The following is a 17,527-nucleotide window of genomic DNA, read 5'->3' on the forward strand; positions in this document are numbered from 1 at the left end:
TACCAGATTATAATGTGGCTCGCTGCTCTGTTGAGAGGAGATACCAGGGTACAGAGCGATGGGCGCATGCAGGTCAGCATCTAAAGTTCAGTTGAAACAACAACAAATCAGGGAGTCGGCAGTCCGAAATTTACAAAACTGGTTATCACTAATAACTGTCCTGATTAATTCGGTCAACACCATCACACTGTTGCATAACTTATTTGTAGTTGCATAACTTATTTGCAGGTGAAAGATAGACCCCATAACTTTTGCGAATTATATCTCTCTTCTGGTGAAGTTTGTAACAATAATGTTTAATATTTGTCAAATCCGATGGTTAAAATTTAAAAAAATGTTGTTATCGTGACGCCAGTCACTGTTCTGCATAAAACCCGACAAACTATATGTAGGTTAATTGTAATGATTTTGTGAACGACCTATACTGCCGCCAGGTCTCCGGAATACCCTGCAATCCCGAGCCACCCAGCGTTGTAACCTGGCGTTTAGCATCTGGAAGCTCATTTTTTGCATGACGCGCAGTTATAGAAAAGGACGCTGTCTGACCCGCACGCAGACCGGAGGAAGGAAACTAATAAGAACAGCATGTGGGCGTTATTCATGATAAAAAATGTGAAAAAACAAAGACCTGTCAATCTGGATCTCACAACTATCCGGTTTCCTGTCACGGCTATAGCCTCCATTCTCCACCGTGTTTCCGGCGTTATCACCTTTATCGCTGTTGGCATTCTGTTGTGGTTACTGGGCCTATCGCTATCGTCTGAAGAAGGCTTCCAGGCTGCTGCTGCCATCATGAATGGTTTTTTTGTTAAATTCATTATGTGGGGCATTCTGACTGCACTGGCGTACCACGCCGTGGGCGGTATTCGGCACATGCTGATGGATTTCGGCTGGCTGGATGAAACTTTTGAGGCAGGAAAACGTTCCGCTAATATCTCTTTTGCAATAACTGTCGTGCTTTCACTTCTCGCAGGAGTCCTCGTATGGTAAGCAATGCCTCCGCACTAGGACGTAACGGCGTACATGACTTCATTCTGGTCCGTGCAACCGCCATCGTCCTGACGCTTTACATCATCTATATGGTGGGCTTCTTCGCTATTAACGGTGATATCACCTGGCAAGTCTGGTCAGGCTTTTTCTCCTCCGCCTTTACCAAAGTTTTCACCCTGCTGGCGCTATTCTCAATATTAATCCATGCCTGGATTGGCATGTGGCAGGTGTTGACCGACTACGTTAAATCCGTGGCTTTACGCCTGATGCTGCAACTGGTGATTGTGGTTGCGCTTGCGATTTACGTTATTTATGGATTCGTTGTGGTGTGGGGTGTGTAATGAAACTGCCAGTCAGAGAATTTGATGCTGTTGTTATTGGCGCAGGCGGCGCAGGTATGCGCGCGGCGCTACAAATTTCCCAGAGCGGCCAGACCTGTGCGCTGCTCTCGAAAGTCTTTCCAACCCGTTCGCACACCGTTTCTGCGCAAGGTGGTATCACCGTTGCGTTGGGTAATACCCACGAAGATAACTGGGAATGGCACATGTACGACACCGTAAAAGGGTCGGATTACATTGGTGACCAGGACGCGATCGAATACATGTGTAAAACCGGCCCGGAGGCGATTCTGGAGCTGGAGCATATGGGCCTGCCGTTCTCTCGTCTGGATGATGGCAAAATTTATCAACGTCCTTTCGGCGGGCAGTCAAAAAATTTCGGCGGTGAGCAGGCAGCACGTACGGCGGCGGCGGCGGACCGTACCGGCCACGCACTGTTGCATACGCTTTATCAGCAAAACCTTAAAAATCATACTACTATTTTTTCGGAGTGGTATGCGCTCGATCTGGTGAAAAACCAGGACGGCGCTATCGTCGGTTGTACGGCGCTGAGCATTGAAAGTGGTGAAGTGGTCTACTTTAAAGCGCGTGCCACCGTACTGGCGACCGGTGGCGCAGGCCGCATCTATCAGTCCACGACCAACGCCCATATTAATACGGGTGACGGCGTCGGGATGGCACTGCGCGCTGGTGTGCCGGTGCAGGACATGGAGATGTGGCAGTTCCACCCGACAGGCATCGCCGGGGCGGGGGTGCTGGTGACTGAAGGCTGCCGTGGTGAAGGCGGCTACCTGTTAAATAAACACGGTGAGCGTTTTATGGAGCGCTATGCGCCTAACGCGAAAGACCTGGCGGGTCGTGATGTGGTGGCGCGTTCCATCATGATCGAAATCCGCGAAGGTCGCGGCTGCGATGGCCCGTGGGGTCCGCATGCCAAACTGAAACTCGATCACCTCGGCAAAGAGGTGCTCGAGTCGCGTTTGCCTGGCATTCTGGAACTCTCCCGTACCTTTGCGCACGTCGATCCGGTGAAAGAGCCGATCCCGGTGATCCCAACCTGCCACTACATGATGGGCGGGATCCCGACCAAAGTGACCGGTCAGGCGCTGACCGTGAACGAGCAGGGCGAAGATGTGGTCATTCCTGGTCTGTTCGCCGTGGGCGAAATCGCCTGTGTCTCCGTACACGGTGCGAACCGTCTGGGCGGCAACTCACTGCTGGACCTGGTGGTGTTTGGTCGTGCGGCGGGTCTGCATCTGCAGGAATCCATCGCTGAACAGGGCGATCTGTGCGATGCGACCGACGATGAGATTGAAGCCTCGCTGGCACGTCTGAATCGCTGGAACGGTAATCGTGATGGCGAAGATCCGGTGGTGATTCGCAAAGCGCTGCAGGAGTGTATGCAGCATAACTTCTCGGTGTTCCGTGAAGGTGATGCGATGGCTAAAGGGCTTGAAGAGCTGAAAGCGATTCGCGAGCGTCTGAAAAACGCCCGTCTGGATGATACCTCCAGTGAGTTCAACACCCAGCGCGTTGAGTGCCTGGAGCTGGATAACCTGATGGAAACCGCTTATGCAACGGCGGTATCGGCTAACTTCCGTACCGAGAGCCGTGGTGCCCATAGCCGCTTCGACTTCCCGGAGCGTGATGATGAAAACTGGCTGTGCCATTCCCTGTACCTGCCAGAGACGGAATCCATGACACGCCGCAGCGTCAATATGGAACCGAAACTGCGTCCGGCATTCCCGCCGAAGATTCGTACTTATTAATGCGGAGACAGGAAAATGAAATTCGAGTTTTCAATTTATCGCTATAACCCGGATGTTGATGACGCTCCGCGCATGCAGGATTACACCCTGGAAGGTGAAGAGGGGCGTGACATGATGCTGCTGGACGCCCTGATGCTGATTAAAGAGCAGGATCCAGGTTTGTCGTTTCGCCGCTCCTGCCGTGAAGGGGTCTGTGGCTCCGACGGCGTGAACATGAACGGCAAGAACGGTCTGGCCTGTATCACCCCGCTCTCAGCGCTCGGAAACGGCAAGCAGAAGATTGTGATTCGTCCGCTACCTGGGCTGCCGGTCATCCGCGATTTGGTGGTGGACATGGGGCAATTCTATGCTCAATATGAGAAGATTAAACCTTACTTATTGAATAATGGACAAAATCCACCCGCTCGTGAGCATCTGCAGATGCCGGAACAGCGCGAGAAACTCGACGGATTGTATGAGTGTATTTTGTGCGCCTGCTGCTCTACATCCTGCCCGTCGTTCTGGTGGAATCCGGATAAATTCATCGGCCCGGCCGGTCTGCTGGCGGCTTACCGCTTCCTGATCGACAGCCGCGACACCGAAACCGATAACCGCCTGGAAGGCCTGAGTGATGCTTTCAGTGTATTCCGCTGCCATAGCATCATGAACTGCGTCAGTGTGTGTCCGAAAGGGTTAAACCCGACGCGCGCCATTGGGCATATCAAGTCGATGTTGTTACAACGCAGTGCGTAAGAAAAATGAAGGGAGCGCTGTTCCCTTCACCCTGACCCTCTCCCCCGTGGGGAGAGGGGAATAAAGCAGGAAACCTTTAAAAACTGCCGCACGTTCTTCCCCCTCTCCCTCCGGGAGAGGGCAGGGGTGAGGGAAAATATTCAGACAGTTTTTAAAGGTTCCTTCGCGAGCCAGGTAGAGAGAAGAGCTCGCAAGTGAACCCCGGGACGTGCGCGTTGCTGCGCGCGTCGTAGTTATCCACGGCGATGTAAGCATAACAATGCTTAAGGGATCACGATGCAGAACAGCGCTTTGAAAGCCTGGCTGGACTCTTCTTACCTCTCTGGCTCTAACCAGAGCTGGATAGAACAGCTCTATGAAGACTTCTTAACCGATCCTGACTCGGTTGATTCAAACTGGCGTGCCATGTTTGAAGAGCTACCGGGCACCGGAGTGAAACCGGATCAATTCCATTCCAAAACACGTGACTATTTCCGTCGTTTAGCGAAGGACGCCTCACGTTATTCCTCTTCCGTTTCCGACCCAGATACTAACGCTCGTCAGGTTAAAGTCCTGCAGTTGATCAACGCCTACCGTTTTCGTGGTCATCAACAGGCTAAACTGGATCCGCTGGGACTCTGGCAGCAGGAGCGTGTTGCCGACCTTGATCCCTCTTTCCATGATTTAACCGAGGCTGACCTCCAGGAAACCTTCAACGTCGGCTCCTTTGCTATCGGCAAAGATACGATGAAGCTCGGCGATCTGATTGAGGCGCTCAAACAGACCTATTGCGGCTCTATCGGTGCAGAATACATGCACATTACCAGTACCGAAGAGAAGCGCTGGATCCAGCAGCGCATCGAGTCGGTCGTGGGTCACGCCTCTTTCAGTAAAGAAGAGAAGAAACGTTTCCTGAGCGAGCTCACCGCCGCAGAAGGGATGGAGCGCTATCTCGGTGCGAAATTCCCCGGCGCGAAACGCTTCTCGCTGGAAGGTGGCGACGCGCTGGTGCCGATGCTCAAAGAGATGATTCGTCACGCCGGTAAAAACGGTACCCGCGAAGTGGTACTGGGCATGGCACACCGTGGTCGTCTCAACGTGCTGATTAACGTACTGGGTAAAAAACCGCAGGATCTGTTTGACGAGTTCGCGGGGAAACACAAAGAGCATCTCGGCACCGGCGACGTGAAGTACCACATGGGCTTCTCGTCTGACATGGAAACCGAAGGTGGCCTGGTGCATCTGGCGCTGGCATTTAACCCCTCGCACCTGGAGATTGTCAGCCCGGTGGTGATGGGTTCCGTTCGCGCCCGTCTCGACCGTCTTGACGAACCTGGCAGCAACAAAGTGCTGCCGATTACCATTCACGGCGATGCGGCAGTAGCCGGGCAGGGTGTGGTTCAGGAAACCCTGAACATGTCCAAAGCGCGTGGTTATGAAGTGGGCGGTACCGTGCGTATCGTCATCAATAACCAGGTGGGCTTTACCACCTCTAACCCGCTCGATGCGCGCTCTACGCCTTACTGTACCGACATCGGTAAAATGGTGATGGCACCCATCTTCCACGTTAATGCGGATGACCCTGAAGCGGTCGCTTTTGTTACCCGCCTTGCGCTGGATTTCCGTAATACCTTCAAACGTGATGTCTTTATCGACCTGGTTTGCTACCGCCGTCACGGCCATAACGAAGCCGATGAACCGAGCGCAACCCAGCCGCTGATGTACCAGAAAATCAAAAAGCATCCGACCCCACGCAAACTCTACGCGGACAAGCTGGAGCAGGAAGGCGTTGCGACTCTGGAAGATGCAACAGAACTGGTCAATCTCTACCGTGACGCGCTGGATGCCGGTGAGTGTGTGGTAGAAGAGTTCCGACCGATGAACATGCACTCCTTTACCTGGTCGCCGTACCTCAACCATGAGTGGGATGAGAGCTACCCGAACAAGGTAGAAATGAAGCGCGTGCAGGAGCTGGCAAAACGCATCAGTACCGTGCCGGAAGCTATTGAAATGCAGGCGCGCGTGGCCAAGATCTACAACGATCGCCAGGCGATGGCCGCCGGTGAGAAGCTGTTTGACTGGGGTGGGGCGGAAAACCTGGCCTACGCGACGCTTGTCGACGAAGGCATCTCGGTGCGTCTTTCTGGTGAAGACTCCGGCCGTGGCACCTTCTTCCATCGTCACGCGGTGATTCACAACCAGGCGAACGGCTCAACCTACACGCCACTGCACCATGTGCACAACAGCCAGGGGCCTTTCAGAGTCTGGGACTCTGTCCTCTCTGAGGAGGCAGTGCTGGCGTTTGAATACGGTTATGCCACCGCTGAACCGCGTACCCTGACTATCTGGGAAGCCCAGTTTGGTGACTTCGCCAACGGCGCGCAGGTGGTTATCGACCAGTTCATCTCCTCCGGTGAACAGAAATGGGGCCGGATGTGTGGTCTGGTGATGCTGCTGCCACACGGTTACGAAGGTCAGGGACCGGAGCACTCCTCCGCGCGCCTGGAGCGTTATCTGCAGCTTTGCGCAGAGCAGAACATGCAGGTCTGTGTGCCGTCCACCCCGGCTCAGGTTTACCACATGCTGCGTCGTCAGGCGCTGCGCGGTATGCGCCGTCCGCTCATCGTAATGTCACCGAAGTCTCTGCTGCGCCATCCGCAGGCGGTCTCTTCGCTGGATGAACTGGCAAATGGCACCTTTATGCCTGCCATTGGTGAAGTGGATGAACTGGATCCGCAAGGCGTTAAGCGCGTGGTGATGTGTTCTGGTAAGGTTTATTACGACCTCCTTGATCAGCGTCGTAAGAACGATCAGAAAGATGTCGCCATTGTTCGTATTGAGCAGCTTTATCCGTTCCCGCATCAGTCGGTTCAGGATGTGCTCAAGCAGTATGCTCATGTGAAAGATTTTGTCTGGTGCCAGGAAGAGCCGCTCAACCAGGGCGCATGGTACTGCAGTCAGCATCATTTCAATGAAGTGATTCCATTTGGAGCGTCACTGCGTTACGCAGGTCGCCCGGCCTCCGCGTCGCCTGCGGTAGGTTATCTGTCCGTTCACCAGAAACAGCAACAAGATCTGGTCAATGACGCGCTGAACGTCGATTAAATAAAGGATAAACAATGAGTAGCGTAGATATTCTTGTACCCGACCTGCCTGAGTCCGTTGCTGATGCGACCGTTGCGACCTGGCACAAAAAACCGGGCGATAGCGTCCAACGCGATGAAGTGCTGGTAGAAATCGAAACTGACAAAGTGGTACTGGAAGTACCGGCGTCGGCGGATGGCATCCTGGATGCCGTGCTGGAAGATGAAGGCACCACCGTCACTTCTCGCCAGATTCTGGGTCGCCTGCGTGAAGGCAACAGTGGCGGAAAAGAGAGCAGCGCCAAATCGGATGCCAAAGAATCTACTCCAGCGCAGCGCCAGCAGGCCTCGCTGGAAGAGCAAAACAACGATGCACTCAGCCCGGCGATCCGTCGCCTGCTGGCTGAGCACAACCTCGACGCCAGCGACATCAAAGGCTCGGGTGTGGGTGGACGTCTGACCCGCGAAGATGTTGAAAAACATCTGGCGAAAGCCCCGGCTAAGCAAGAAGAGAGCAAACCGGCGGCCCCTGCTGCAGCCCCGGCGACGCCACAACTGGCGGGGCGCGCTGAGAAACGCGTGCCAATGACTCGCCTGCGTAAGCGCGTTGCTGAGCGTCTGCTGGAAGCGAAAAACTCCACCGCGATGCTGACCACTTTCAACGAAGTGAACATGAAGCCCATCATGGACCTGCGCAAGCAGTACGGTGACGCTTTTGAAAAACGTCACGGTATCCGTCTGGGCTTTATGTCTTTCTACGTGAAAGCAGTGGTTGAAGCGCTGAAACGTTACCCGGAAGTGAACGCGTCTATTGATGGCGATGATGTGGTGTACCACAACTATTTCGACGTGAGCATGGCCGTGTCCACTCCGCGCGGCCTGGTAACGCCGGTGCTGCGTGATGTGGATACCCTGGGCATGGCTGACATTGAAAAACGTATCAAAGATCTGGCGATTAAAGGTCGTGACGGCAAGCTGACGGTAGAAGATCTGACCGGCGGTAACTTCACTATCACCAATGGCGGTGTCTTCGGTTCACTGATGTCTACCCCAATCATCAACCCGCCGCAGAGCGCAATCCTCGGCATGCATGCTATCAAAGACCGCCCAATGGCGGTGGACGGTAAAGTGGAGATCCTGCCGATGATGTATCTGGCGCTCTCCTACGATCACCGTCTGATTGATGGTCGCGAGTCCGTTGGTTTCCTGGTGGCTATTAAAGAGCTGCTGGAAGATCCGACGCGTCTGCTGCTGGACGTGTAGCACCTGAGAATATCCCCTGCCTCGCAGGCCGGGTAAGACGTACACACCGCCATCCGGTGCTGGTGCGTTGCCTGATGGCAATGCTTTTGCGACTTATCGGGCCTGCGGGTTCAAAGATAATGATGACCTGAAGGATGGACAGAATAGATGAACTTACATGAATACCAGGCAAAACAGCTTTTTGCCCGTTACGGTCTGCCTGCGCCAGTAGGCTATGCGTGCTCAACGCCGCGCGAAGCTGAAGAAGCGGCGTCTAAAATTGGTGCGGGTCCGTGGGTAGTAAAATGCCAGGTTCACGCGGGCGGCCGTGGTAAAGCGGGCGGTGTGAAGGTTGTAAAAAGCAAAGAAGAGATCCGTGCCTTTGCTGAGCACTGGTTGGGTAAACGTCTGGTCACCTACCAAACGGACGCCAACGGCCAGCCGGTAAACCAGATCCTGGTTGAAGCGGCGACCGATATCGATAAAGAGCTGTATCTGGGTGCGGTGGTTGACCGTAGCTCCCGTCGCGTGGTGTTCATGGCCTCTACCGAAGGTGGCGTGGAAATCGAAAAAGTGGCTGAAGAGACGCCACACCTGATCCACAAAATCGCCCTCGATCCGCTGGCAGGTCCGATGCCTTATCAGGGTCGTGAGCTGGCGTTCAAACTGGGTCTGGAAGGCAAGCAGGTTCAGCAGTTCACTAAAATTTTCATGGGCCTTGCGACCATTTTCCTGGAGCGCGATCTGGCTCTGATCGAAATTAACCCGCTGGTTATTACCAAACAGGGCGATCTGATCTGCCTTGATGGCAAACTGGGTGCGGATGGCAATGCCCTGTTCCGTCAGCCGGATCTGCGTGAAATGCGCGACCAGTCTCAGGAAGATCCGCGTGAAGCGCAGGCAGCACAGTGGGAACTGAACTATGTTGCGCTGGACGGCAACATCGGCTGCATGGTTAACGGCGCAGGTCTGGCGATGGGCACCATGGACATCGTAAAACTGCACGGCGGCGAACCGGCAAACTTCCTCGATGTGGGCGGTGGTGCGACCAAAGAGCGCGTAACCGAAGCGTTCAAAATCATTCTCTCTGATGACAATGTTAAAGCCGTTCTGGTAAACATTTTCGGCGGCATCGTGCGTTGCGACCTGATCGCTGACGGCATCATTGGTGCCGTAGAAGAAGTAGGCGTTAACGTGCCTGTTGTGGTACGTCTGGAAGGCAACAACGCGGAGCTGGGCGCGAAGCGTCTGGCTGACAGCGGCCTGAATATTATTGCAGCGAAAAGTCTGACGGATGCAGCACAGCAGGTTGTTGCCGCAGTGGAGGGTAAATAATGTCTGTTTTAATCAATAAAGATACCAAGGTTATCTGCCAGGGGTTCACCGGTAGCCAGGGCACTTTCCACTCTGAACAAGCGATTGCTTACGGTACGCAGATGGTTGGCGGCGTTACGCCCGGCAAAGGCGGCACCACGCATCTGGGTCTGCCGGTGTTCAACACCGTGCGTGAAGCAGTAGAAGCAACGGGTGCTACCGCCACCGTGATTTACGTTCCGGCACCGTTCTGCAAAGACTCCATCCTGGAAGCCATCGATGCTGGCATCAAACTGATTATCACCATCACCGAAGGCATCCCGACTCTGGATATGCTGACCGTGAAGGTGAAACTGGATGAAGCAGGCGTTCGCATGATCGGGCCGAACTGCCCGGGCGTGATTACCCCAGGCGAGTGCAAAATCGGCATTATGCCGGGCCACATTCACCAGCCGGGTAAAGTGGGCATTGTCTCCCGTTCCGGGACCCTGACCTATGAAGCGGTTAAGCAGACCACCGACTACGGTTTCGGCCAGTCCACCTGCGTGGGCATTGGTGGCGACCCGATCCCGGGCTCTAACTTCATCGATATCCTGAAACTGTTCCAGGAAGATCCGCAGACCGAAGCGATTGTGATGATTGGTGAAATCGGCGGCAGCGCAGAAGAAGAAGCGGCGGCTTACATCAAAGATCACGTGACCAAACCTGTTGTTGGCTACATCGCCGGTGTGACGGCGCCGAAAGGCAAGCGTATGGGTCACGCGGGTGCCATCATCGCAGGCGGTAAAGGCACGGCGGATGAGAAATTCGCAGCGCTGGAAGCAGCAGGCGTGAAAACGGTTCGCAGCCTGGCCGATATCGGTGAAGCGCTGAAATCCATTATCAAATAAGATGCATGCCCCTTTGTAAAAGGGGCGGTATGATGTTCGACATGGTTGGCCGCTCTGTATGAGCGGCCTTTTTTATTGCGGTTTTAACGCATCAAGCTTTTGTACCCGCGTATGGTCCGCCGTCAGCGCGCGGCCATCTTCAGCACAGGGCTGCATCGGGGCGACCGGTTTTCCTGTATGGGTATCAATCAGTACCGAGTGAGGTTCGTCCGGGGTAAAAAGATGACCCTCACCCCACTGACGCAACGCGACGATAACCGGAAATAACGATTTGCCTTTCATCGTGAGTACATACTCCTGGTAGGCGCTACCGTCCGATGCTGGCCGGGTCTCCAGTATCTCTGCGTCAACCAGTTTGCGTAACCGGTCGGTAAGAATGTTACGCGCCATCCCCAGTCCGCGCTGAAAATCGCCAAACCGTCGTGCACCATCAAAGGCATCACGGATAATCAGAAGCGCCCACCGGTCACCCATTACCTCAACAGCACGTGCGACAGGGCAGGGTTGGTAAGAGGGGGAAAGGGGAGTAGACATCGGCAGGCCTCATGCAAAAATATTCTGGTTGCATTTTAAAACTGGAGTCTTTAGGCTGCAACTAGTTTCAATTCGCAACCAGGTTTGCAGATGAAGATATGGGCAAAGGAGCCGCTGGCACCTGTTTACACACTGCCAGGCGGGCTGGTGATGCTGTTTGCGGTTTCCAGCGGGATGAGCGTCGCCAATGTGTATTATGCGCAGCCGCTGCTCGACGCGCTGGCGCACGATTTCTCAATAAGTTATGCCGCCGTGGGAGGCATTGTGACCGCCACTCAGGTGGGGTGCGCGTTGGCGCTGCTACTGCTGGTGCCGCTGGGCGACATCGTAGCGCGGCGCACATTGATGCTGTTACAGCTTGTGGCGCTGGTTATCGCGCTCGGGGTTGTGGCTTTAGCCGCGTCAACGCCGATGCTCCTTGCGGGGATGCTGGCGGTGGGTTTACTGGGGACGGCGATGACCCAGGGACTCATTGCCTGCGCGGCCAGCGCCTCAGCACCGCACGAACGGGGCAGGGTTGTCGGGGCGGCGCAAGGGGGGGTGTTTACAGGGTTGTTGTTGGCCCGAGTTTTCTCCGGCGCGGTAAGCGATCTGGCTGGCTGGCGGGCGGTGTACGGACTCTCGGCACTCCTGATGCTGTTATTACTCCCTCTTTTGTGGCGGCGTCTGCCGCAGGGCGAGGTGGCGGGTGAAAGAACAGGGTGGCCACGGCTGATTCTGTCGATGCTGCATCTGCTGTTTACTGACCGCGTGCTGCAGATACGGGGCACGCTGGCGTTACTGATGTTTGCCGCCTTTACCATCTTCTGGAGTGCGATGGTATTACCGCTCAGTGCTCCTCCCTATAACTTCTCTCATACCGTGATTGGTTTATTTGCGCTGGCGGGTGCGGCAGGTGCGCTTGTCGCCGCGAGGGCAGGGCAGGCCGCCGATCGGGGCCAGGCTCAGCGTACCAGTCTTATTGCCCTGCTACTTTTAGTGCTGGCGTGGTGGCCGCTTTCACAGCTTGAGTATTCCATTACGTGGTTGCTGCTGGGGATTGTGCTGCTGGACTTCGGTGGACAGGCGCTGCACGTCACAAATCAAAGCCTGATTTTACGTGCGTCGCCCGATAAGCATGGTCGGCTGGTGGCGCTCTATATGCTGTTTTATGCCACCGGTAGCGGCGCAGGTGCGATAGCCACCACGGCGGTCTATTCAGGGTCGGGCTGGCAGGGCGTCTGTGGGCTTGGTGCCCTGGTCAGTTTACTGGCACTGATAATATGGGCATTGACCCGGCATCTGATGCCAGAACACAAATAAAAACGCAGAGGAACAAGATGGAAGAGCAAAAATTACTGACAGAAGCACATCGGCGTGGTTTGCGTTATCTGGAGGGAATTGAGGCACGCCCTGTTTTCCCCTCCCCGGAAGCGATAGCGGCGCTGTCGGCCTTTGATGAACCGCTTCCCCAGGCTGGCATGCCCGCAGAATCTACTCTGTCTATGCTGGATGAGCTGGGTTCACCCGCGACAACAGCATCAAACGGCCCGGGCTATTTTGGTTTTGTGGTGGGGGGAACGCTTCCCGCCGCCTCGGCAGCAGAGCATCTACTCACGACCTGGGATCAGTGCGCCTCATCGTTTCTCAACTCACCGGTTGCCGATTACGTCGAGCGCATAGCCGGGAAATGGGTACTGGAGGCGCTGGATCTGCCCCGCCAGAGCGCCGTGGGCTTTGGTACCAGCGCGACGGCCTGTACGCTGGCCGCGCTGTCGGCCGCACGGCGTGAACTGCTGGCGCGCCAGGGCTGGGACATTGACAATGATGGGTTACAGGGCGCTCCGGACATCACCGTCGTGGTATCCGAGCTTGTGCACATTACGGTAAAAAAAGCGCTGCGGATTTTAGGGTTTGGTCTTTCCCGACTGAGGATCGCCCCGGTTGACCCGTTCGGGCGAATAGATGTCGCACAACTTCCACAGCTGGATAATCGGACTTTACTCTGTTTACAGGCCGGAGAGGTGAATACCGGTGAGTGCGATCCCTTCGCTGAGATCATTCCGCTTGCCCATAAGGCAGGTGCCTGGGTTCATGTGGACGCTGCCTTTGGCCTGTGGGCAAGAGCCTCAGCGCAGGCCTCGCTTACTGAGGGTATCGATCTTGCAGACAGCTGGACGACGGACGCCCATAAGTGGCTGAACACCCCTTATGATTGCGCAATGGTAATTTGCCGTGAGCCTCAACTGCTGGCCGGTGCAATGAACAGTGATGCGGTCTACACGACAGCCAGCGCCGATGCGCAAAAAAATCTGACGCTGGAGTTTTCCCGCCGTCCTCGCGGCATCCCCGTCTGGGCCGCATTGCGCGTTCTTGGACGAGACGGGTTACAGACGATGATTGACCAGCATTGTGCAATGGCACGCAGAATCAGCGAAGGATTAACGACGCAGGGATTTGAAGTGCTGAATCGGGTGGTGCTCAACCAGGTTCTCTTCCGCTGCGCCACTGAAGAAGAGACGGCAACCCTCCTCGCGGCGGCGCAAGCATCGGGACGCATCTGGTTTGGCAGTACGCGGTGGCAGGGGCGTTTGGCCCTGCGAATTAGCGTCTCGTCCTGGCGTACCCGGCAGGTGCATGTCGATATGCTACTTGAAACCCTTAAGTCACTTTGCGTAAAGTAATAAATCTATAACCGCCAGGAATGGGATCTATTTTTTCTGCCGAGAGCAAATGTTAATAAAGCCATAGATTAACGTCGTGGCTTTTTTTAATAATCACCTTGAGGTGTTAAATACTGGATTCTCTAAAGTGAAATAATTGTAAAATAATGAAGTCAGCCTCTTCGTAACCGTGTTTGTTAGCATGCGTAATAATGGGCAAAGGGAAAAAGCCAGCCAGAACCAAACGAGAAATATACCCGCCAGTTTGTCCTTTTTCTTGCCGATTGATAACCATATCACAGGTTAAAATATACATATCGTTAACATGGTTTTCACTATGTGGATACGATAGCTACAAAATTAACACCTCTGAACTAAATTGATTTAAATCAATATTTAAAAGCTTGGAAAAAGCACTAAAAATCGATAAATTGTCGCCGATCAAATTGGCTTAAAGCGAGCAAATTAGGTATAAATTGATCACTGTCGAAAAACGTAAAACAAACCCAATAAAAACCTTTTTATTGTAAGGGTTTTGCGGAGTAATATATTCGAGAGATCAATTTGGGTTTTTTATTAACGTAGTTGTAACTTTTTTGAATCAACATCAATTTTATTCATGATAATGATTTTAAAGTGCAACAACTTTGTATTGGGGCATGCGTGTAAACCTTCACTAACAGGGTTTACTCTCGGAGTCTTCATGCGATGAGCAAGGAGTCAAGATGTTAGATATTGTCGAACTGTCACGCTTACAGTTTGCCTTGACCGCGATGTACCACTTCCTTTTTGTGCCACTGACGCTGGGTATGGCGTTCCTGCTGGCCATTATGGAAACGGTCTACGTCCTTTCCGGCAAACAGATTTATAAAGATATGACCAAGTTCTGGGGCAAGTTGTTTGGTATTAACTTTGCACTGGGCGTGGCAACCGGTTTGACCATGGAGTTCCAGTTCGGGACTAACTGGTCTTACTATTCTCACTATGTTGGGGATATCTTCGGTGCGCCGCTGGCCATTGAAGGTCTGATGGCCTTCTTCCTCGAGTCGACTTTTGTAGGTCTGTTTTTCTTCGGTTGGGATCGTCTGGGTAAAGTGCAGCATATGGCCGTGACCTGGCTGGTGGCGCTTGGCTCTAACTTGTCTGCCTTGTGGATCCTTGTTGCAAACGGCTGGATGCAAAACCCGGTAGCAGCAGACTTCAACTTCGAAACCATGCGCATGGAAATGGTGAGTTTCGCCGAACTGGTGCTCAACCCGGTAGCCCAGGTGAAATTCGTCCACACCGTCGCCTCTGGCTATACCTGCGGCGCTATCTTCGTGCTGGGGATTAGCTCTTACTATCTGCTGCGTGGTCGCGATCTCGCTTTTGCCAAGCGTTCTTTTGCAATCGCGGCGAGTTTCGGTATGGCTGCCATTATCTCTGTTATCGTACTGGGTGATGAGTCCGGTTACGAAATGGGTGACGTACAGAAAACCAAACTGGCAGCTATCGAAGCTGAGTGGGAAACCCAGCCGGCACCGGCAGCCTTTACCCTGTTTGGTATTCCGGATCAGGACGGGCAGAAAAACAACTTCTCCATCCAGATCCCTTATGCGCTGGGCATCATTGCTACCCGTTCTGTCGACACGCCAGTGGTGGGTCTGAAGGACCTGATGGTGCAGCATGAAGAGCGTATTCGTAACGGGATGAAAGCATATCATCTGCTGGAGCAGTTACGTTCAGGCTCGGCCGACCCTTCAGTGCGTGATGCCTTCAACAACGTGAAAAAAGATCTGGGCTACGGGCTGTTGCTCAAACGCTATACCCCGAACGTCTCTGACGCGACGGAAGAGCAAATCAAGCTGGCAACGCAGGACTCCATCCCACGTGTCGCACCGCTTTACTTCGCCTTCCGCCTTATGGTGGCGTCTGGCGTGCTGATGCTCTTGATCATTGGCGTGGCGTTCTGGACCGTTTGTCGTAACCGTATCGGCGAGAAAAAATGGCTGCTGCGCGCTGCCCTGTATGGCATTCCGCTGCCGTGGATTGCTATCGAATCCGGCTGGTTTGTTGCTGAATATGGTCGTCAGCCGTGGGCCGTGGGCGAAATGCTGCCAACAGCAGTGGCAAACTCTACCCTGACCGCAGGCGACCTTATCTTCTCGATGGTGCTCATTTGCGGCCTCTATACCCTGTTCCTGGTGGCTGAGATGTTCTTGATGTTCAAATTTGCACGCCTGGGTCCAAGCAGCCTGAAAACCGGTCGCTACCACTACGAGCAGTCCACCGTGGCTTCTCAGCCGGCACGCTAAGACAGGAGTCGTCAAATGATCGATTATGAAGTATTGCGTTTTATCTGGTGGCTGTTGGTTGGCATTCTGCTGATCGGGTTTGCTGTCACCGATGGTTTCGACATGGGGGTCGGCATGCTGACCCGTTTCCTGGGGCGGAGCGATACCGAGCGCCGTGTGATGATTAACTCCATCGCACCGCACTGGGACGGTAACCAGGTATGGCTTATCACTGCAGGTGGCGCACTCTTTGCGGCGTGGCCGATGGTTTATGCGGCGGCCTTCTCCGGCTTTTATATGGCGATGATCCTGGTGCTGGCTTCGCTCTTCTTCCGTCCGGTCGGGTTTGATTACCGCTCCAAGATTGAAGATAACCGCTGGCGTAACATGTGGGACTGGGGCATCTTCATCGGCAGTTTTGTACCGCCGCTGGTGATTGGCGTTGCCTTTGGTAACCTGCTGCAGGGCGTACCTTTTAATGTGGATGAGTATCTGCGTCTGGCCTACACCGGCAACTTCTTCCAGCTGCTGAACCCGTTTGGCCTGCTGGCCGGGGTGGTGAGCGTTGCGATGATCATCACTCAGGGCGCCACCTACCTGCAAATGCGCACGGTTGGGGAACTGCATCTGCGTTCCCGCGTCACGGCGCAAATTGCCGCACTGGTGACGTTGGTCTGCTTCGCGCTGGCAGGTGTTTGGGTGATGTACGGCATTGATGGTTATGTTGTGACCTCTACGCTGGATCACCATGCCGCGTCTAACCCGCTCAACAAAGAAGTTGTGCGTCAGGCGGGTGCCTGGTTTACCAACTTTAATAATGCACCGATTCTGTGGCTGGTTCCGGCACTGGGTGTGCTGCTGCCGCTGTTGACCGTGCTGACGTCACGACTGGAGAAAGGTGCCTGGGCATTTGTTTCCTCCTCCCTGACGCTTGCATGCATTATTTTGACCGCGGGTATTGCGATGTTCCCGTTCGTGATGCCATCCAGCATCATGATGAATGCGAGTCTGACCATGTGGGATGCGACATCCAGTCAGATGACGCTGAATCTGATGACCTTTGTGGCGTTGGTGTTTGTCCCGCTGATTCTTATCTACACCGCCTGGTGTTACTGGAAAATGTTCGGACGCATCACCAAAGAGCACGTTGAATCCAATACCCACTCTATGTACTAAGTAAGGAGCTAATAATGTGGTATTTCGCATGGATTTTAGGAACGCTTCTTGCCTGTGCTTTTGGGATTATTACCGCGCTGGCGCTTGAGCACGTGGAAGCGACCAAAGCCGGGAAAGAAGAACATTAATGAATGAAATTATCGCGAAGCTCTATGCGGTAATGGATAAGCGCCCGTTACGGGCGCTTTCATTGATTATGGCATTAGTGCTGGCAGGCTGTATTTTCTGGGATCCCTCCCGATTCGCGGCTAAAACCAGTGAGTTCGAAATCTGGCAGGGCTTTCTGCTGATGTGGGCAGTCTGTGCAGGCGTGATTCACGGAGTAGGTTTTCGCCCGCGTGCCATCGTCTGGCAGGGGGTGTTTTGCCCGTTAATCGCCATCATTGTTATGTTAACGGGTCTGATCTTTTTCTTCTTTTGAATAAGAAATCTCCGTTTACGACATGGGCTTGCAAAAGCCCATATATTTTTACTCTCCGTTTACTTCAACCCATTCCAAACCACCTTCCCCGCGCGTATAGTAGCGAAGTTTAAAAGCTCTAACTTTTTTTGCATTACCGGGATG

General features: G+C 53.9%; 16 protein-coding genes. 14 read left to right on the forward strand and 2 right to left on the reverse strand.

The features are described 5' to 3' along the window. Positions 1–585 precede the first annotated feature (585 nt). The 8 genes from sdhC to sucD all read left to right on the forward strand — a co-directional run bounded on the left by sdhC (position 586) and on the right by sucD (position 10,337). Positions 586–990 (forward strand): succinate dehydrogenase cytochrome b556 subunit, encoded by a 405-nt coding sequence (gene sdhC / locus KXR87_RS03655; RefSeq protein WP_437430906.1) that lies wholly within the window; start codon positions 586–588, stop codon positions 988–990. Continuing rightward, positions 984–1,331 (forward strand): succinate dehydrogenase membrane anchor subunit, encoded by a 348-nt coding sequence (sdhD, locus tag KXR87_RS03660; protein ID WP_437430907.1) that lies wholly within the window; start codon positions 984–986, stop codon positions 1,329–1,331. Before sdhC ends, sdhD begins: the two co-directional genes overlap by 7 nt. Further along, complete coding sequence (sdhA, locus tag KXR87_RS03665) at positions 1,331–3,097, forward strand: succinate dehydrogenase flavoprotein subunit (protein ID WP_437430908.1); 1,767 nt, start codon at positions 1,331–1,333, stop codon at positions 3,095–3,097. Before sdhD ends, sdhA begins: the two co-directional genes overlap by 1 nt. A gap of 15 nt (positions 3,098–3,112) precedes the next feature. Beyond that, the gene (locus tag KXR87_RS03670; RefSeq protein WP_437430909.1) at positions 3,113–3,829 is read left to right on the forward strand and encodes a succinate dehydrogenase iron-sulfur subunit; all 717 of its coding nucleotides are present in this window, start codon (positions 3,113–3,115) and stop codon (positions 3,827–3,829) included. Between the two features lie 276 nt (positions 3,830–4,105). Further along, a complete protein-coding gene (gene sucA / locus KXR87_RS03675) occupies positions 4,106–6,913 on the forward strand; it encodes a 2-oxoglutarate dehydrogenase E1 component (RefSeq protein ID WP_437430910.1) in 2,808 nt (935 codons plus the stop codon). Between the two features lie 14 nt (positions 6,914–6,927). Beyond that, complete coding sequence (odhB, locus tag KXR87_RS03680; protein ID WP_437430911.1) at positions 6,928–8,154, forward strand: 2-oxoglutarate dehydrogenase complex dihydrolipoyllysine-residue succinyltransferase; 1,227 nt, start codon at positions 6,928–6,930, stop codon at positions 8,152–8,154. Between the two features lie 147 nt (positions 8,155–8,301). After that, positions 8,302–9,468 (forward strand): ADP-forming succinate--CoA ligase subunit beta, encoded by a 1,167-nt coding sequence (gene sucC, locus KXR87_RS03685; RefSeq protein WP_437430912.1) that lies wholly within the window; start codon positions 8,302–8,304, stop codon positions 9,466–9,468. Beyond that, positions 9,468–10,337, forward strand: a complete 870-nt coding sequence (gene sucD, locus KXR87_RS03690; protein ID WP_437430913.1) for a succinate--CoA ligase subunit alpha — start codon at positions 9,468–9,470, stop codon at positions 10,335–10,337. Before sucC ends, sucD begins: the two co-directional genes overlap by 1 nt. A 72-nt stretch (positions 10,338–10,409) precedes the next feature. Here sucD and KXR87_RS03695 read toward each other — a convergent pair whose 3' ends face one another. Further along, positions 10,410–10,871, reverse strand: coding sequence for a winged helix-turn-helix transcriptional regulator (locus KXR87_RS03695; RefSeq protein WP_437430914.1), 462 nt, complete (start codon positions 10,869–10,871; stop codon positions 10,410–10,412). Positions 10,872–10,961: 90 nt separating this feature from the next. On the opposite strand from KXR87_RS03695, the gene KXR87_RS03700 reads away from it, so the two are divergent. After that, positions 10,962–12,173 (forward strand): MFS transporter, encoded by a 1,212-nt coding sequence (locus tag KXR87_RS03700; protein WP_437430915.1) that lies wholly within the window; start codon positions 10,962–10,964, stop codon positions 12,171–12,173. A gap of 17 nt (positions 12,174–12,190) precedes the next feature. Further along, a complete protein-coding gene (locus KXR87_RS03705) occupies positions 12,191–13,534 on the forward strand; it encodes a pyridoxal phosphate-dependent decarboxylase family protein (RefSeq protein ID WP_437430916.1) in 1,344 nt (447 codons plus the stop codon). Between the two features lie 106 nt (positions 13,535–13,640). Here KXR87_RS03705 and KXR87_RS03710 read toward each other — a convergent pair whose 3' ends face one another. After that, positions 13,641–13,829 carry a hypothetical protein gene (locus KXR87_RS03710; RefSeq protein ID WP_437430917.1) on the reverse strand — a complete coding sequence of 63 codons (189 nt, stop codon included), beginning with the start codon at positions 13,827–13,829 and terminating at the stop codon, positions 13,641–13,643. A gap of 409 nt (positions 13,830–14,238) precedes the next feature. Between KXR87_RS03710 and cydA the strand changes: the two genes are divergently transcribed. From cydA to ybgE, 4 genes are read left to right on the forward strand one after another with little or no spacing between them, the layout of a single operon-like run. After that, positions 14,239–15,807, forward strand: coding sequence for a cytochrome ubiquinol oxidase subunit I (cydA, locus tag KXR87_RS03715; RefSeq protein ID WP_437430918.1), 1,569 nt, complete (start codon positions 14,239–14,241; stop codon positions 15,805–15,807). Between the two features lie 15 nt (positions 15,808–15,822). Continuing rightward, on the forward strand, positions 15,823–16,962 hold the full coding sequence (gene cydB, locus KXR87_RS03720) for a cytochrome d ubiquinol oxidase subunit II (RefSeq protein ID WP_437430919.1): 1,140 nt from the start codon (positions 15,823–15,825) through the stop codon (positions 16,960–16,962). Between the two features lie 14 nt (positions 16,963–16,976). Beyond that, entirely contained in the window at positions 16,977–17,090 is a 114-nt protein-coding gene (cydX, locus tag KXR87_RS03725; RefSeq protein WP_049292487.1) for a cytochrome bd-I oxidase subunit CydX, read from the forward strand. After that, the gene (gene ybgE, locus KXR87_RS03730; RefSeq protein WP_437430920.1) at positions 17,090–17,383 is read left to right on the forward strand and encodes a cyd operon protein YbgE; all 294 of its coding nucleotides are present in this window, start codon (positions 17,090–17,092) and stop codon (positions 17,381–17,383) included. Before cydX ends, ybgE begins: the two co-directional genes overlap by 1 nt. Positions 17,384–17,527 lie beyond the last annotated feature (144 nt).

The sequence above is a fragment of the Yokenella regensburgei genome (assembly GCF_051486985.1).
Lineage (GTDB): Bacteria > Pseudomonadota > Gammaproteobacteria > Enterobacterales > Enterobacteriaceae > CBFFRJ01.

What these genes read in the sequence shown, in the direction of transcription:
- sdhC (WP_437430906.1), top strand. Translation starts at nt 586, where the DNA reads ATGTGGGCGTTATTCATGATAAAAAATGTGAAAAAACAAAGACCTGTC.
- sdhD (WP_437430907.1), top strand. Translation starts at nt 984, where the DNA reads ATGGTAAGCAATGCCTCCGCACTAGGACGTAACGGCGTACATGACTTC.
- sdhA (WP_437430908.1), top strand. Translation starts at nt 1,331, where the DNA reads ATGAAACTGCCAGTCAGAGAATTTGATGCTGTTGTTATTGGCGCAGGC.
- KXR87_RS03670 (WP_437430909.1), top strand. Translation starts at nt 3,113, where the DNA reads ATGAAATTCGAGTTTTCAATTTATCGCTATAACCCGGATGTTGATGAC.
- sucA (WP_437430910.1), top strand. Translation starts at nt 4,106, where the DNA reads ATGCAGAACAGCGCTTTGAAAGCCTGGCTGGACTCTTCTTACCTCTCT.
- odhB (WP_437430911.1), top strand. Translation starts at nt 6,928, where the DNA reads ATGAGTAGCGTAGATATTCTTGTACCCGACCTGCCTGAGTCCGTTGCT.
- sucC (WP_437430912.1), top strand. Translation starts at nt 8,302, where the DNA reads ATGAACTTACATGAATACCAGGCAAAACAGCTTTTTGCCCGTTACGGT.
- sucD (WP_437430913.1), top strand. Translation starts at nt 9,468, where the DNA reads ATGTCTGTTTTAATCAATAAAGATACCAAGGTTATCTGCCAGGGGTTC.
- KXR87_RS03695 (WP_437430914.1), bottom strand. Translation starts at nt 10,871, where the DNA reads ATGTCTACTCCCCTTTCCCCCTCTTACCAACCCTGCCCTGTCGCACGT.
- KXR87_RS03700 (WP_437430915.1), top strand. Translation starts at nt 10,962, where the DNA reads ATGAAGATATGGGCAAAGGAGCCGCTGGCACCTGTTTACACACTGCCA.
- KXR87_RS03705 (WP_437430916.1), top strand. Translation starts at nt 12,191, where the DNA reads ATGGAAGAGCAAAAATTACTGACAGAAGCACATCGGCGTGGTTTGCGT.
- KXR87_RS03710 (WP_437430917.1), bottom strand. Translation starts at nt 13,829, where the DNA reads ATGTATATTTTAACCTGTGATATGGTTATCAATCGGCAAGAAAAAGGA.
- cydA (WP_437430918.1), top strand. Translation starts at nt 14,239, where the DNA reads ATGTTAGATATTGTCGAACTGTCACGCTTACAGTTTGCCTTGACCGCG.
- cydB (WP_437430919.1), top strand. Translation starts at nt 15,823, where the DNA reads ATGATCGATTATGAAGTATTGCGTTTTATCTGGTGGCTGTTGGTTGGC.
- cydX (WP_049292487.1), top strand. Translation starts at nt 16,977, where the DNA reads ATGTGGTATTTCGCATGGATTTTAGGAACGCTTCTTGCCTGTGCTTTT.
- ybgE (WP_437430920.1), top strand. Translation starts at nt 17,090, where the DNA reads ATGAATGAAATTATCGCGAAGCTCTATGCGGTAATGGATAAGCGCCCG.